13 protein-coding genes are annotated in these 14,843 nt (G+C 45.1%); 7 read left to right on the forward strand and 6 right to left on the reverse strand.

The window, feature by feature from the left end:
* Nucleotides 1-2 precede the first annotated feature (2 nt).
* The 4 genes from D0X99_RS20745 to D0X99_RS01820 form a co-directional block, all read right to left on the reverse strand.
* Entirely contained in the window at nucleotides 3-80 is a 78-nt protein-coding gene (locus D0X99_RS20745; RefSeq protein ID WP_119476380.1) for a potassium-transporting ATPase subunit F, read from the reverse strand.
* A 289-nt stretch (nucleotides 81-369) separates the two neighbouring features.
* A complete protein-coding gene (locus tag D0X99_RS01810; RefSeq protein WP_119475927.1) occupies nucleotides 370-1,713 on the reverse strand; it encodes a sigma-54-dependent transcriptional regulator in 1,344 nt (447 codons plus the stop codon).
* A 126-nt stretch (nucleotides 1,714-1,839) separates the two neighbouring features.
* A complete protein-coding gene (locus D0X99_RS01815; RefSeq protein ID WP_119475928.1) occupies nucleotides 1,840-3,474 on the reverse strand; it encodes a S8 family peptidase in 1,635 nt (544 codons plus the stop codon).
* Between the two features lie 127 nt (nucleotides 3,475-3,601).
* Nucleotides 3,602-4,993, reverse strand: a complete 1,392-nt coding sequence (locus D0X99_RS01820) for a hypothetical protein (RefSeq protein WP_119475929.1) — start codon at nucleotides 4,991-4,993, stop codon at nucleotides 3,602-3,604.
* A gap of 85 nt (nucleotides 4,994-5,078) precedes the next feature.
* Between D0X99_RS01820 and rbfA the strand changes: the two genes are divergently transcribed.
* Together rbfA and D0X99_RS01830 are read left to right on the forward strand one after the other, a co-directional pair.
* Nucleotides 5,079-5,462 (forward strand): 30S ribosome-binding factor RbfA, encoded by a 384-nt coding sequence (gene rbfA / locus D0X99_RS01825; RefSeq protein ID WP_119475930.1) that lies wholly within the window; start codon nucleotides 5,079-5,081, stop codon nucleotides 5,460-5,462.
* An 11-nt stretch (nucleotides 5,463-5,473) separates the two neighbouring features.
* Nucleotides 5,474-6,700: an FtsX-like permease family protein gene (locus D0X99_RS01830; protein ID WP_233553622.1), complete on the forward strand. Its 1,227-nt coding sequence runs from the start codon at nucleotides 5,474-5,476 to the stop codon at nucleotides 6,698-6,700.
* Here D0X99_RS01830 and D0X99_RS01835 read toward each other — a convergent pair.
* A complete protein-coding gene (locus D0X99_RS01835) occupies nucleotides 6,697-7,899 on the reverse strand; it encodes a tetratricopeptide repeat protein (RefSeq protein WP_119475932.1) in 1,203 nt (400 codons plus the stop codon). The genes D0X99_RS01830 and D0X99_RS01835 overlap by 4 nt on opposite strands.
* Nucleotides 7,900-8,059: 160 nt before the next feature.
* Here D0X99_RS01835 and D0X99_RS01840 point away from each other — a divergent pair, with 160 nt between their 5' ends.
* The 3 genes from D0X99_RS01840 to D0X99_RS01850 all read left to right on the forward strand — a co-directional run bounded on the left by D0X99_RS01840 (nucleotide 8,060) and on the right by D0X99_RS01850 (nucleotide 11,706).
* Nucleotides 8,060-8,659, forward strand: coding sequence for a hypothetical protein (locus tag D0X99_RS01840; RefSeq protein WP_119475933.1), 600 nt, complete (start codon nucleotides 8,060-8,062; stop codon nucleotides 8,657-8,659).
* Nucleotides 8,660-8,713: 54 nt separating this feature from the next.
* Nucleotides 8,714-9,841 (forward strand): N-methyl-L-tryptophan oxidase, encoded by a 1,128-nt coding sequence (gene solA, locus D0X99_RS01845; protein WP_233553623.1) that lies wholly within the window; start codon nucleotides 8,714-8,716, stop codon nucleotides 9,839-9,841.
* A 77-nt stretch (nucleotides 9,842-9,918) separates the two neighbouring features.
* Nucleotides 9,919-11,706: an ABC transporter ATP-binding protein gene (locus D0X99_RS01850; protein WP_119475934.1), complete on the forward strand. Its 1,788-nt coding sequence runs from the start codon at nucleotides 9,919-9,921 to the stop codon at nucleotides 11,704-11,706.
* On the opposite strand, the gene D0X99_RS01855 is transcribed toward D0X99_RS01850, so the two are convergent.
* Nucleotides 11,703-12,374, reverse strand: a complete 672-nt coding sequence (locus tag D0X99_RS01855) for a class I SAM-dependent methyltransferase (protein WP_119475935.1) — start codon at nucleotides 12,372-12,374, stop codon at nucleotides 11,703-11,705. The genes D0X99_RS01850 and D0X99_RS01855 overlap by 4 nt on opposite strands.
* A 156-nt stretch (nucleotides 12,375-12,530) precedes the next feature.
* Between D0X99_RS01855 and D0X99_RS01860 the strand changes: the two genes are divergently transcribed.
* Both D0X99_RS01860 and D0X99_RS01865 read left to right on the forward strand, forming a co-directional pair.
* Nucleotides 12,531-13,901, forward strand: a complete 1,371-nt coding sequence (locus D0X99_RS01860; protein ID WP_119475936.1) for an exopolysaccharide biosynthesis polyprenyl glycosylphosphotransferase — start codon at nucleotides 12,531-12,533, stop codon at nucleotides 13,899-13,901.
* Complete coding sequence (locus tag D0X99_RS01865; RefSeq protein ID WP_119475937.1) at nucleotides 13,891-14,826, forward strand: class I SAM-dependent methyltransferase; 936 nt, start codon at nucleotides 13,891-13,893, stop codon at nucleotides 14,824-14,826. Before D0X99_RS01860 ends, D0X99_RS01865 begins: the two co-directional genes overlap by 11 nt.
* Nucleotides 14,827-14,843 lie beyond the last annotated feature (17 nt).

A 14,843-nucleotide genomic window follows, 5' to 3' on the forward strand; every position in this document is an offset into this window, starting at 1 on the left:
GTTTAGAATTTTTCTGGTTTTACAATGGCATAAATCAGGTAACCAAAGGTCACCAGGGACAGAATTAGTAAGGCTAGCATGTTATTTTTTGATAAGTTGGTCGAAGAAGTCCAGCGCCCGGAAGAAGAGACCGAAAAGAGTGGCTGTAAGTAGCGTGATGGCTAGAATCTGAAGGATTTCCATTAGTTGATTTGTTTTCCTCCTCCCTATACTACCACGATGCCAACTGAGAGAATCAGCCTGAAAATGTTATTAACTAGCTAAAAATCAATGAAATAAATACGATGTTGACAGAATCCGGGAATTCTAAAAAGTCAAAAACCCTTTCATTTTGGAAGGGTCATTTTCAAAATGGAAGGATTGGGGATCTTAGCTTTCAGCAGCCAGTTGGTATTCCTCCATCTTTCTGTAGAGGGTGGTCAATCCTATCCCCAGGAGTTCGGCCGTTTTTGTTTTGTTTCCCCCCGCATGGGCCAGTGCCTTTTCGATATGGGTTTTTTCCAGGTCTTTCAGAGACCAGGAAGTGAGATGAATGCTTGGTTGATCCTGCAAAAACTGCACGGGCAGCAGGTCTACAGTCAAGTTGTTTCCCTCCAATAGGATGACTGAGCGCTCAATGACATTTCTGAGTTCGCGGATGTTACCTTTCCAACGATGGGCTTTCAATGCTTCGGCATATTCAGAGGATAGGTTTATTTCCCGAAGTCCTTCCTTCTGGGCAAATCGCTTGGCAAAATGATAAGCCAATAGCGGTATATCCTCTTTTCTGGAATCCAGGGACGGGAGCGCAATCTGAAAAACTGCCAATCGATAAAATAAATCTTCTCTAAAATGCCCCTTTGAAACCTCATCTTCCAAGTTTCGATTAGTGGCGGCGATGATCCGGATGTCCACTTGGGTTTCCTTGGTATCCCCCAGTTTTATGAACCTCCCGGTTTCGATGACCCGCAATAGTTTCGCTTGGAGGTCTCCTTGCAGTTCCCCGAATTCATCCAGGAAAACAGTTCCCTTGTGGGCTTCTTCCAGCAGTCCTTTTTTGTCTTTGGTAGCACCTGTAAATGCCCCAGCTTTGTAGCCAAAAAGCTCACTTTCAAGTAAATCTTTACCAAAAGCGCTGCAGTTGATGGCAATGAAGGATTGGGTTTTGCGGGTGCTTGCTCCATGGATTGCATTTGCAAAAACCTCCTTGCCTGTCCCGGATTCACCGGTCAAAAGTACTGTAGTGTCAGTCGGGGCCACTTTTATGGCTAGCGAAATAGCCTTTTTTATTTCTTTGGAATTTCCCAAAATGGTGTCGAATCCAACCTGTTGATTAAGGCGCTGTTCCAAATGGCTGATTCGCCTGACCAATTCAGCTTTTTCGATGGCCTTTGCCACAGCAGGGATCAGTTTCTCATTGTCATCGCCCTTGACCAGGTAATCAAAGGCACCGTTTTTCATGGCTTGTATTCCATCCCGGATGTTGCCAAAGGCGGTCATACAGATTACCTCAAGTAAAGGAAATTTTTCCTTGATCCTTCGGCAAAGATCCACTCCCGAACCATCAGGGAGACGGACATCGGAAAGGACTAGGTCAAACTCCTCCATGGATAGTTTAGTCCAGCCCTCCGAGATTCGCTCTGCAGTTTTTACCTGATACCCTTCCAATTCCAGCGTTTTGGCCAGCAGATTCCGAATATCTTTTTCGTCGTCGATGATTAGGATTTTTGGCATCCGGTTTAACAATTTGAGCGGAAATCTAGAAAAAATTCAAGGACTTGGATTCACCTTTTTGCTATTGATGGTAAGGAATCACGCCTAAGTCTTCAATTTTCAGATGTAGGTTTTAAGTAAAAACGCTTATAGGCTTTTGCTGCCCTTAGCCACCTGATCTGCCAGAATGATGGCATTGTACAGATTCGCAATTTTTCCGGTCTTTGAGATTTCGGAGAGTGACTTTTCTTCTCCTTCAGAACCTCCTACCACTACTTTGATCTGTGGAGTAATTCCAGACTGCATGATGATCTGTTTGACCTGCACAGCAGTTAGTTGTGGATAGTAAGAACGAATCAAAGCCGCTACTCCTGCAATGGCAGGAGCAGCCATGGAAGTACCTCCCTGAAAATCGTAATCATTTCCTGGCATGGTGGAAAAAATCGCATCCCCAGGAGCAAAAATATCAACGTTTTGCTTTCCATAATTGGAGAAGGAAGCGATCATTTCCGGGCCAAAAGCTGAAGTTAAAGCTCCAACGGTAATCACATTTTCCACGAATTCCGGAGAATTTTGAAGCTTGTGGTCATTGGGAAAATTTTTGTTTTCCGGATCGTCCAGATTCGCCCCGTCGTTACCTGATGCCTGAACAAAAAGGACATCTTTTGAGGCCGCATACTGGAGGGCCTCATACACCCATTCCGCATTGGGGGAAAATTCTTTTCCAAAGCTTGCATTGATCACTTTGGCGCCGTTATCCACAGCATACCGGATTGCGAGAGCCACGTCCTTGTCATATTCATCTCCATCCGGAACCGCCCGGACACTCATGATGGAGACATTTTTGGCTATCCCATCGACTCCTTTTTTATTTCCACGTGACGCTGCAATGATCCCCGATACGTGCGTTCCATGACTTTCTTCCGCATCGCGGATGTTCGGATTTCCGTTGCCGTACTTGTTGTCTGTGATGTCATAGGGATTATCTCCGACTGCTTTTCTGCCGTCAAAATCAATGTTTAAGTTATAATCCAGCTGACCCTTATAATAAGAAATCCCTTCTTCCAAATCGGAAATTGCCGTGGGAATATCCTGCCCCATTTGCATTACCTGGATTAAAACGCCTACGATTTGTTCCTCTTGGGGAGATTTGGGTTGATATTTTTCCAAATCCGCCATGGAGTAGTATTCCTTCCCCAATTCTTTTTGAATGTTTTGATGAGCCATACTGACGAACTGCTCAATTTGCTGAAGTTGGGGTAAGGCCTCTTTAGCTTCGGGAAGCTTGCTTTCCAATTCAGCTTTTGCTTCAGCTTGATACGCTTCACTGCCGATTTTCAGCCGGATAATTCGGGCCAGTTCCATTTGTTCGTGGTAGGATTCCCCCAGGAAATTATAGCCATGGATGTCATCGATGTACCCGTTTCCGTCATTGTCGATTCCATCGCCAGCTTTTTCCCCTCTATTGACCCAAAGGACATCCTTCAAATCTTCATGATTTAGATCGATTCCGGAGTCAATCACGCCTACGATGACCGGTTGGCCTTTTTTCTTTTTCAAAAGCTCAGCATATGCTCGATCCACACTCAGCCCAGGCACGGTGTCTTTTTGCAAATCCAAATGACCCCATCGTCTGGCTTCAGCTTCAGATAATTCGGAGATTCTGGGGGAAATATTGGTGTAGGAAATCGGAGGAGCAGTGATGACAGCCGAAGTGCTGCAACTCATGACCAAAAGCCCGATGCTCAGGCCTGTCAGTGATTTGGAAAGAGATTTAATCATGCCCAAAGGTACGGACCAGGATTGATAAGGGTGAACCCGGGAGTGTTAAAAAGGGTAAATAGGGGTTGAATTTCTTTGACTTTGGTTATTCTCCCTTCGCCAAAAAATCCGACCAGCCAGAAAAATGTTATTTCAACCGGAAGATGCCAGGTTCTGATTCCCGATAGATATTTTTCAGGGCTGGCAATTCTTCTAAAAGAGCCTTAAAATTCCCGTCAGGATCTATTACAGTTTTTGGTTTTTGAATGCTGAGGTTTTGGAAAATTTTGGCTTTTTCTGCCAGAGTTTTATTAGATTCCAAATAGGCCTTGGTCAATTGGAAATTCAAAAAAGGCCCACCCAAAGATGCTTCCAGAAATGCTGAAGGGTCGTTGGACAGAACCATTATCTTTTCACCCGGTTTGAAAGTGGATTCCGATTTTGGTCTTACAAAGTATGCCGAACCGGCATTGGCTTCACCATTCCAATACCACCATCCTGCAACTGGAAGCCCGAATAACAGGAGAAGAAAGGCCAGTTTGCCCAAAAATCCTCTTCCCAGATTCAGGAAAAACTGTGTGATCAAATAGGTCAATCCAGGTAAGAAAATCACCAACTCAAAAGAGGCCTGCCTTTTCAAAAGAATAAATTCAAGCACGGAAAAGATCAACCAGAAAATAGTTAATTGACGTTGCTTTTGCTGATTTACGGTAGATCCTCGAAAAACTGTACTGTAAAAGTAGCCGACCAAGGCAAGCAGAATGGGGAACGCTCCCAAAATCACCCAACTGATTATCGGCTGATAAGCATACTTCTCATAAGTGAATATCAGGGGCCAGATCTGGAGTGTTTCGCTTAGTCCATTGTTCCAATAATAGAAGACAAAGACAAGCAGAATCGGAAGGAAAAATCCAATCAAAGAGAGGATCAGTTGGCGAAATGAAAATCCGCTGATTGCGATCCCCACGAAAATCATGTAGGGAAGGAAAATTCCAAAATTCAAGTGAAATCCGGTGGCAATGCCACCATAGAGACCAATCAAAAGCGTGGATTCGCTGGTTTCTTTCTGAAGGACGGTCTGAGAAAAAAGTTGTCCCAAGGCAAGAACCAAAAAGGTGCTTCCCAAAAGGGCCGGAGATAATCCGGACATGTCGAACGAAAAGTGGAACAACGCTGCCATGATGATCGCCGGCAGGTAGGTGTTTTCCTCAAAAACCCGGTATCGGATCAGAATGGAGTTCCAATAAATAACCTGAAACAAGACCAACAGCCTTCCGATGATTTCATAGGCTAGGGTATTTCGGCCAAAAATGAAATGAACAAAGGTGAAAAACCCTGCCGAAATCGGCCCTGTATCGTCTATCACATCCTGATACAGGAAAAATCCTTCACTCAATCGCTCTCCCAAAACCATCCAAAGTAGGCGAGGTTCAGTAATGGGAAAAGAAAATACCCCAAGCATCAATATCGCCAAAACAATCAGGTAGATTCCTACACCGATGAGTCTAAATGGGTCGTTTACTTTGAAAAAACTTAACAAGGTATTAGGGGGGAATTGGGTTGGATTAGGCCGAAATTAAAGCTTGCCCAAGTATTTCGCTAAATTTGTACCACAAATACTTCAGATGGAAAGCAAAAGACAACAAAAACACGCCAAGCTGCTTCAAAAAGAGCTTGGAGATATTTTTCAAAAGGAGGCAAAGCACCTGGTCGGACGAGCCATGGTCACCATCACCCGGGTGTTGGTCAGTCCGGATTTAGGTTTTGCCAAGGTTTATCTCAGCTTTTTGCTGGCGGATCCCAAGACTATTTTTGAACTGATCGACGAGCATAAAAAAGAAATCAGACACGCCTTGGCCAAACGGATCGGGAAGTCTGTTCGCATCATTCCCGAACTGGCTTTTTTCCCGGACGATTCAGCCAGCTATGCACAGCACATGGACAAAGTGATCTCAGATTTGAATATTCCTCCTGCCCCTGAGGAAGAGGAAGAAGAAGACGAAGATTAACGCACTATCCCTTGAATACCAGTTCCTTTATTGCCGGCAGGTATTTTCGCAGTAAGAAAAAGCGAAACTTCATCACCGTCCTGTCCATCATATCCATGGTGGGCGTGGCGGTGGGTACGATCGCTTTGGTGGTGGTGATGTCGGTTTTTAATGGATTGGAAGATTTGATCCGGAGTTTGTTTGCCAGCTTCGACGCGGAGTTGAAAGTCGAGCCGGCTCAGGGGAAAAGTTTTTTGGCACCAAGGGAATGGCTCAGCGAGATCGAGCGGATTGAGGGAGTGGAAGTGCTCACCGAGGTGATCGAAGACAATGCACTTTTTGAGCACGACGGAAATCAGTTGGTGGCAAAAATCAAAGGCGTATCGGACAATTTTCTGGATCAGGGGAGATTTTCAAAAGGCTATTTCTGGGGAGATACCACGCTGGGTACGCCAATCCGTCCCGGAGCGATTTTGGGACGAGGAGTTGGGTTTTTCCTTTCCATACATCTTGGAGAAGTGAATTCTACACTTAAGGTTTTTTACCCCAAAGCCCCGAGATCTGCAGCCAGCATTGATCCCAGTCAACTGTATGCCTCTGCCCAATTGGAACCCAGAGCATTTTTTAGCATAGAGCAGCAGTTTGACGATGAGTATGTGATCGCTCCGCTGGATTTTACCCGGGATTTGCTGAATTATGGAGAAAAGCGCACTGCGCTTGAGATCAAGGTAAAAGAAGGGTATTCGATTGGATCGGTTCAGGAAAGACTGAAAAGCCATCTGGGTCCGGACTTTTTGGTCAAAAATGCCGATGAGCAACACGCCGGATTGCTTCGTACGGTCAAGTTGGAGAAGCTTTTTGTGTTCCTCACGCTGACCTTTATTTTGGCTATCGCCTCGTTCAACATCTTTTTTTCGCTGAGTATGCTGGCCATCGAAAAGAAAAAAGACATCGCCGTGCTCAAAGCCATGGGTGCTCCTGACCGGATGATCCGTGGGATTTTTCTAAAGCAGGGTGCGATGATTGCCTTGAGTGGGGCCCTGATCGGGTTAATTTTGGGATACCTGTTGGTGTTGGCTCAGGATACGTTTGGATTGGTTTCGCTGGGAATTTCATCCGCAGTGGTAGACGCCTATCCGGTCCGGATTGTATGGACAGACTTTGTTTGGATAAGCGTTTCGGTAATTTCAATAACGCTTCTCGCTTCGTGGAGGCCGGCTATTATTGCCTCGCAAGTGGATACTGTCCGCGAACTTTAATTTGAACCGCAAACTTTTTTCCAGACGGTTTCAGCTGCTTCCATCCCAAGGTTTTTTGCAGCCAGTAAATCAGCACAAGCATCGGAGATTTTGCCCATCCGTTGGTAAGTGATTCCCCGATGATAAAATCCGGAACCATGCTCGGGGTCATGGGTCACAGTCAGGGTGAAATCGGCCAATGCAGCCTCAAGCTTTCCACTGGTGTACCTGGCTTGGCCACGGGCCAAAAAGTATTCCGGGTTTGTGGGTTCCAATTCCAAGGCTGCTGAATAGTCAGCTTCGGCTTTTGCCCAGTTCTTTTGTCGGGAGAAAATCTTTCCCCGATAAAAAAATGATTCAGAATCCAGGGAATCCATCATGATAGCCTGAGTGAAATCTTCAATTGCTCCCTGTTCGTCCTGATGGTTCATTCGGTAAAATCCACGCTGTTTGAACGTCTGCGAATTTGCGGTTGAATCGGCGATCACCTGATCGAGCTGCTCAAGTAAGACTTCATCGCCTCCGGTTTTTACCAAGGCCAAACCCTGCTTGGCAGGTAGGTGATCAGGGTCAAGTTGAAGGGCTAGTTCGTAAGCTTCAATAGCCGGGACATTATCTCCCAATCTTGCCAAAGCACGGCCTTTTTCTGCATGGAAGTCTGGTTCACTGGGATTCAAAGTGATGGCCTCATCCAAATACAAAATGGCAAAATCGTATTCTTCCAGTGCGATGCTACAAAGACCCAAATGATAATAGGCTTGATCCTGATTTCCGGTTTGAGCAGTGGTGACGGACGAAACGCCGTTATCTCCGGGGGCGATCCGGTAAAGGATCCGTGTTGTTTCTCCAGGAGGGGTTTTGAGGTAGTTTTCAAAATCCTCCATCGCCTCATCGTACTGCTCCAACTGATAGCGTACTCTTCCCCTTTCGAAAATAGCCTCGGCATAAGTGGGATCAAGTGTGAGCAAGCTGTTGAAATCACTTAGCGCCCGATCCAAATTACCCTGATTTTGAAAGGCCTGTCCACGAATCCAGTATCCCTCCTGATCGGTTGGGTGGGTTTGAAGCCACTGGTCAAGGTAATTTTGAGCAGCAGCCCAGTTTTCTTTTTCAAAAGCTTCCAGTCCCAAGTCACGGAGATTTTTGCTGGCTCCGGACTGAAATGAAAATGCTTCGAATGAAAATAAAAGAAGGATAGAAACGACTGAAAGGCACTTCATGGAACGGTACTTCTTTGTTTAATTCAGCTATTGCGATTCGGCGATCAAATTGCAAAAGCTTGGTTGATTTTTCACTTCAAATATGAATACTGTTTTAATCTGAGGCATGTTTATTGTTTAGTAAAGAAAAAATCTAAGCCTTCCTTAAACACCCAACAAGATGATTAGATCCCTTACCCTGTTTTTGTTTTTTGCTTCCCTCTCCGTTTCGATTGCTCAGGTAAAGCAGGATTCCACAGCTGCACAAAATTCTCTCCGGTCAGGTACTATCACGAGCCAGTTTGACTACATCTATCGGGTATCAAACAATTTTCAGGAATACGAGGTAGTCAAAAAATCCAATCTGGAGCAATTAAAGGCCAATGTACTGGACTCGATCCGGACAATCAATGCTCAATTGGCTCAGATCAAAGCGTCCCAAGCTGGCCATTCCGACACCTTGGCGGCGATTACAGCCAAAATGAATCAGGCAATTGCTGATAAAGAGGCAGCAATTGAAGCCCAGGAAAGCTTTTCATTTTTCGGAGTGAATATCCAAAAGACAGTCTACTCATTAATGATGTGGGCTTTGGTGGCAGTATTGGGATCAGCACTCGGATTTTTCGCCGTACAGTATTTTAGAGGTTTTGGGCGAATCAGAAAGGCCGAAAAGGACCTGTTGGAGGTTCAGGAGGAGTTTGAGCAGCATCGGAAAAATACCCTGGAGCGGGAGCGCAAACTCAAACGGGAATTGATTGACGCCCAAATGGGTAAAAATTAAACTTGAGCCGAAGATTTTCTTCGGCTTTTTTAATGCCTGTACTATCTTGGACCTATGACAAATCCCAACATGATTTACGATGTAGTGGTCATTGGCCTCGGCGCAGTCGGCAGCGCAGCCCTTTTCCAGTTGAGCAAAAGTGGAAAAAACGTTTTGGGGATTGACCGATATGACCCTCCTCATACCTTGGGCTCCAGTCATGGGGAAACCCGCATCACTAGATTGGCTGTAGGTGAAGGGGAGGATTATGTCGCACTGGCCAAACGATCCCATGAAATCTGGAGGGAAATCGAGGCTGAAACTGGAGTTGAAATCATGACCACCACCTCGGGAATTTTGCTGGACTCTGGTACTCAGCCTTGGGCAAAGCATGGTTCGGAGGGATTTTGGGATCGGACGGTTTCCTTTGCAAAAAGACAAGCTGTAAGTCATGAAATTCTCAGTCCTAAATCGTTGAAATCTCGTTTTCCTGCTTTTCACTTGGAGCCTTCCGGAAAGGTTTATCTCGAACACCAAGCTGGATTTCTCAGGCCCGAGTTGGCCATCAAGACCCAGTTGGAACTGGCAAGGAAAAATGGTGCCCATATTCTGGTCAATATGCCCGTGGAGGAATTGGGGAAAAATGGGGAGTCCATCCTAATTCGGACGCGGGAGGGAGAAATTTTTGCCCGAAAAGTTCTGCTAAGTGCAGGAGGTTGGATTAAGGATTTTTTGCCGGAGGAAGAAAAGACTAAGTATAAAATTTGCCGACAGGTTTTGCATTGGTTGGAGATCGAGGAAGGGTTTACCGGTTGGAAGGGCTATCCCGTCTGGATGTGGGGCTATGGTTCTGAGCCGGAGAATTTTATTTACGGTTTCCCCTCTTTGGATGGCATGACAGTAAAAATGGCTACCGAATCATTTATCGAAATTCAACATCCGAAATACTTAAACAGAGAAGTCAGTCCAAAAGAGCAAGAGGCATTTTGGAGAGATAAAGTAGAGGGTAAAATCCAAGGGCTGAAGCGAGCCTTTGTCAAATCAGTGGTTTGTTTTTACACGGTCACGGTCGATGCCCGATTTATAATCAAACCTTTGGAGGAGATGGAAAATGTCCTGTTGGTTTCTGCTTGTTCGGGCCATGGATTCAAGCATTCTGCTGCTTTGGGAGAGCGACTAGCCAAAGAGCTCATTAAAGGTTAACGAATCGCCTCCCTCATTTTTCCTGTCAATTCTACTTCAAAAAACCTACTTTTGCCCCCTGATCACCACCAACACAAATGGCTAAAAAACGAGGAACTGCACTGGAGCCGGAAGAAAAGCGGAAATTGAACAAGCAGAACCTGAGCAAACTGGGAGGCATTTTTAGGTTTTTGATGCCCTATCGTTGGGCCTTTATTTCCGGGTTGGTGTTTTTGCTTTTTTCCTCACTCACCTTACTGACCTTTCCTTTTGTAGCCGGCAAGCTGATTGACACTGCTCAAGGGGCCTCATGGATCGTTAATGATGTCAACACCATTGCCTGGATGTTGATTGGTATTCTTGCGGTTCAAAGTGTTTTTTCCTTCTTCCGGGTTTGGCTGTTTGCCTTGGTTTCGGAGCGGTCCATGCGGGATATCCGTCAGCAGCTATACTCCAGATTGGTAAGGCTTCCGATGAGTTTCTTTGACAAAAGACGAACTGGAGAACTCATCAGCAGGATAACAGCTGATGTCAGCCAGCTTCAGGATACCTTCTCCACCACCCTAGCCGAGTTGTTCAGACAAATCATTACCCTGGTTGCGGGCATAGGCTTTTTGTTTTTCAATACACCAAAGCTGACCCTGTTCATGCTCGGCACATTTCCGGTGTTGGTGCTTATCGCCATGGTTTTTGGGAGATTTATCCGAAAGCTTTCCAAGAAGACTCAGGATGAATTGGCTGCGGCCAATGTGATTGTGGAGGAGACACTGCAGTCGATCAGTACGGTCAAGTCCTTTGTAGGAGAGGTTTATGAATCTGCCCGGTATGGAAAAGGCCTGAATGCCGTCGTGAGTGTGGCGCTCACCACGGCAAAATATCGTGGAGCGTTCATCTCTTTTATCATTTTTGCACTTTTCGGAGGAATCGTAGCGGTAATGTGGTATGGCGCAAGCCTGGTAGCATCCGGAGAAATGAGTGTCGGAGAGCTGGTTTCTTTCGTGCTATACACCACGTTTATTGGAGGATCGATTGCGGGATTGGGGGACATTTACAGTCAGCTTCAAAAGGCGATCGGAAGCTCTGAGCGGGTATTGGAAATCCTGGATGAAGAGCCGGAGTTGGAATCGGGAGCAACTTCTGAAAAATTTGAAGGAAAAATCGAGTTTGCCCGGGTGGGGTTCAGCTATCCTACCCGTCCCGAGGTGGAGGTGTTGAAAAATGTTTCCTTCCAGATCCAATCCGGAGAAAAAGTAGCACTTGCCGGTCACTCCGGAGCTGGAAAATCCACCATTATTCAGCTTCTGATGCGTTTTTATGAAACCGAAAAGGGATCAATTTTGATAGATGGTCGGGATGTGAAAGACTGGGATTTGAAAGCCCTCCGTAGCAAAATCGGCATTGTACCGCAGGAAGTTCTTCTTTTTGGCGGATCCATCCGGGAAAATATCGCTTATGCAAAACCTGATGCCACGGAGGAGGAAATCATCCAAGCTGCCAAAAAAGCCAATGCCTGGCAGTTTATATCACAGTTTCCAGAGGGGTTGGGTACACTTGTCGGGGAGCGTGGAGTGAAGCTTTCAGGAGGTCAACGTCAACGCGTTGCCATTGCAAGAGCCATCTTGAAAGACCCAGCCATTTTAATTTTGGACGAGGCTACTTCTTCCTTGGATGCCGAATCCGAATCACTGGTTCAGCAGGCACTGGACGAACTGATGAAAGGACGCACGACGCTGATTATAGCGCATCGACTGGCTACAATCCGAAAAGTGGACCGCATCTATGCGTTGAGTGAAGGCAAAATTGTAGAGCAGGGAAGTCACCAGGAGTTACTTAAGCAGGAAGGAGGATTTTACGCCAATCTCGTTCGCCTGCAGTTTGCGGATTAGCGCATGTTATGAGCGGTGAGGGATTTGGTCATTCCCAGGACTTTTTCCTTCCAGATTTTTGCTCCCGGAAAAAGAGTTTTCATTTCTTGCTCATCCAGAAGCCGTATTTCATCCAGGTATTGTTGGGCATCACTTTTTTCCCAGCGTTTCATGCGGCTGATTTTAGTTTTGGTCAGTAGGAAAAGAAGCAGGCTTTTGGGAAGGTATTGGGCGAATGGAATTGCATAATGCGCCTCGATCGGGAAGTATTTATTGGGAGTCTGAATGAAGAATTTTTTACCTACCCGTTGAATTTCATCCGCCATTTTTGCCTGATTTTCGAAGGTGTACAAGTGCTCGATTACCGAATTGGAAAAAACGAGATCAAAGTTTTTGTCAGGAAATTCTTCCATGGAAGTAGCGTCTCCAATCTGCGCCGAAATGTGAGGATGGGTACTTTTTTCCTCATGTAGATTCAGCAGCGTAATTCTGACTCCTGGAATATTCGGAAGTTGGCTGTGCTTCCAAAAATAAGCGGTACCTCCTACGTCTAGTATGTGAATGGGCTTTTCAGGATTGAAATTCTTAAAAAACAGCTTTTCAAAGGTCTTGAGGCGTTTCGCCCTAAATTTGGCGCCAAGTGATTTGGGGTGATCCGAAGAAGCAAAAAGATCGTTTATTAAACTCATTACAGGCCTATTGGCGGTTGGGTGTTACAAATAAATTCAAAAGTAAGCAGCCTTGAGAATTTCTTTCTTAATTTTAAGCCGCAAAACTTTCGGGTTAATCCCAATTGTTGTCCGGTTTTTGCTTTTAATAGACAGATCTCGTTTGGAATTATTTTTATGAAGAGAAGATTTGATACCTATTTTCCCTGGCTATTTACGGCTAGCGATTTCCTGGCTTCTCTGCTATCATTGTTGATTTCCAATTTTTTTCTCCAATCACTTGGGATTTTCGATGGGGCAGAATTTTCGGCTTTTCTTCCTCTTTCTCTCCTTTGGTTGTTGATTGCATCACTTCGAAAAGATTACAAAATCGGGCGCACAGACGAGTATGACCACACGTTAAAAAATCTGTTAGGAACACTTATTTGGTTTCTTGGTGCGACGGCAATTTTATGGACGCCACTCCAAAACGGAAATTACCGATGGATTCAGATTGCCGGACTTGGACTTACGTTGGGGATTCTCATGGGAATTTTCAGAGTGGGAGTTCACATGTTGCTTCGTCAGTATCGTTCCCAGGGAAATAATTACCAGAATGCTGTAATTGTAGGAAAAGGCGGTACTAGCCCTAAGCTTGCAGATGTGTTTAAAATTCGGAAGGATTTCGGGATCAATTTCCTCGGGTACTTTGATGATCAGGCAGATTGCAACCAAACACGGGGTGGAATTTCCTCCTTTTTTGAAGAAGCGCCAGATTTGGACTTAGACCTGATTTATATCCATGAGCAATTGGAACCTGCCTTGGTGAAACGGGTAATTGACTTCGCGGATGAAAATTACATTAAAGTCAAAATGATCCCCGGCGGCAGTTTGCAATTGGAGAAGAATCTCTCTTTCTCCAAATACGGGGATTTTTTCGTCATCAATGTCAATGACATTCCTCTGGATCATGCGCTTAATAGTTTTGTTAAGCGGGCATTTGATCTGGTTTTTGCCAGTTTGGTAACCATTTTCATTTTATCGTGGTTGATTCCTTTAGTTGGGATTTTGATCAAGCTGGAATCCCGTGGACCGGTATTTTTTATCCAAAAGAGAAATGGAGTGAATAATCAGGTATTCAATTGCCTGAAGTTTCGGTCCATGACTCCCAACGATTATGCAGACACCCAACAAGCGGTTAAAAATGATCCCCGTGTAACCCGAATTGGGGCTTTTTTGAGGAATTCATCTTTGGATGAAATGCCTCAATTTCTCAATGTATTGATGGGGGATATGTCGATCGTGGGTCCAAGACCACACACGATTCCGATGAATCAGACCTTTAAAACCCAAATCGAGCGGTACAATTCCCGTCATAAAATTCGTCCTGGAATAACGGGATTGGCGCAGGTACGTGGATTTAGGGGAGAAATTGAAAATTCTCATCAAATCAGATCCAGAGTTCGCCTGGATTATTTTTACATCAATAACTGGTCATTTTTCCTTGATATGAGCATCATGGTCAAGACCATTCATGAGCTGATTTTCAATCGCGAAAATGCCTATTGATTCGGTGGCTTTTTGCAAGTTTTGCGGAAGCCCAAGGCAAGAATTATTCACCGCCAAAGAGCGAATGCTCGGATTGGGCGGTGAGTTTGAATATGGCGAATGTAAGGACTGCGGTTCCCTCCAACTGGAATCTATCCCTGAAGACCTTTCCGAATATTATCCTTCGAATTATTACTCTTTTAGCGGGCTTAGTGCTTCGGGTCTGGGCATCAGAATTCTGAAAAAACTGAGGATGCGACTTTTTCTTTTGCTGGGTGTCCAATGGCAGGCTCCGATGTACGGCTATTGGTTGAAAAAGGTCCATCCGGGATTTTCAGCCCGGATTGCTGATGTGGGATGCGGAAATGGTCAACTGCTCTATGAGTTTTATGCAGCAGGCTATTCTGATTTGCATGGATTTGATCCCTACATTGAGGGGGAACAACATCTTGCTTCCGGATTAACACTCTGGAAAAAGCGGATTGAAGAGTCGGAATTTACCTTTGATCTGATCATGATGCATCATGCTTTTGAGCACATGGAAGATCCCCATCAGGTGTTGATGGCTTGTTTTGAAAAATTAAACCCCGGTGGGATATTGTTGATCCGTTGCCCAGTGGCTGATTCGGAGGTATGGAAAGAAAAGAGGGATCTTTGGGTACAGTTGGATGCGCCTAGGCATTTGATCATTCCTACAGTTCGTGGAGTTAAATCAAAAGCTGAAAGTTTGGGATTCGTTTTGGAAGAGGTCGAATTTGACTCCTCTGATTTTCAGTTTTGGGGTACCACTCTTTATGAACAAGGTGAAACACTTCAGCAAAGCAAAATCGGAAAGTTTTTTACTCCAGAAGACAGAGATGCCTTAAAAGAAAAAGCAAATCGGTACAATCAGGAGGGTAAAGGTGATCAAGCTTGCTTTTATTTTAGAAAACCAAAGGCACATTGATTTTGGATCGGGAGCAG

This window comes from Algoriphagus lacus, from assembly GCF_003583985.1.
Taxonomy (GTDB): domain Bacteria; phylum Bacteroidota; class Bacteroidia; order Cytophagales; family Cyclobacteriaceae; genus Algoriphagus; species Algoriphagus lacus.

Excerpts from the sequence above, each read along its gene's own strand:
- D0X99_RS01835 (WP_119475932.1), bottom strand. The coding sequence starts at position 7,899 with ATGAAGTGCCTTTCAGTCGTTTCTATCCTTCTTTTATTTTCATTCGAA.
- D0X99_RS01815 (WP_119475928.1), bottom strand. The coding sequence starts at position 3,474 with ATGATTAAATCTCTTTCCAAATCACTGACAGGCCTGAGCATCGGGCTT.
- D0X99_RS01850 (WP_119475934.1), top strand. The coding sequence starts at position 9,919 with ATGGCTAAAAAACGAGGAACTGCACTGGAGCCGGAAGAAAAGCGGAAA.
- solA (WP_233553623.1), top strand. The coding sequence starts at position 8,714 with ATGACAAATCCCAACATGATTTACGATGTAGTGGTCATTGGCCTCGGC.
- D0X99_RS01860 (WP_119475936.1), top strand. The coding sequence starts at position 12,531 with ATGAAGAGAAGATTTGATACCTATTTTCCCTGGCTATTTACGGCTAGC.
- D0X99_RS20745 (WP_119476380.1), bottom strand. The coding sequence starts at position 80 with ATGCTAGCCTTACTAATTCTGTCCCTGGTGACCTTTGGTTACCTGATT.
- D0X99_RS01810 (WP_119475927.1), bottom strand. The coding sequence starts at position 1,713 with ATGCCAAAAATCCTAATCATCGACGACGAAAAAGATATTCGGAATCTG.
- rbfA (WP_119475930.1), top strand. The coding sequence starts at position 5,079 with ATGGAAAGCAAAAGACAACAAAAACACGCCAAGCTGCTTCAAAAAGAG.
- D0X99_RS01855 (WP_119475935.1), bottom strand. The coding sequence starts at position 12,374 with ATGAGTTTAATAAACGATCTTTTTGCTTCTTCGGATCACCCCAAATCA.
- D0X99_RS01865 (WP_119475937.1), top strand. The coding sequence starts at position 13,891 with ATGCCTATTGATTCGGTGGCTTTTTGCAAGTTTTGCGGAAGCCCAAGG.
- D0X99_RS01840 (WP_119475933.1), top strand. The coding sequence starts at position 8,060 with ATGATTAGATCCCTTACCCTGTTTTTGTTTTTTGCTTCCCTCTCCGTT.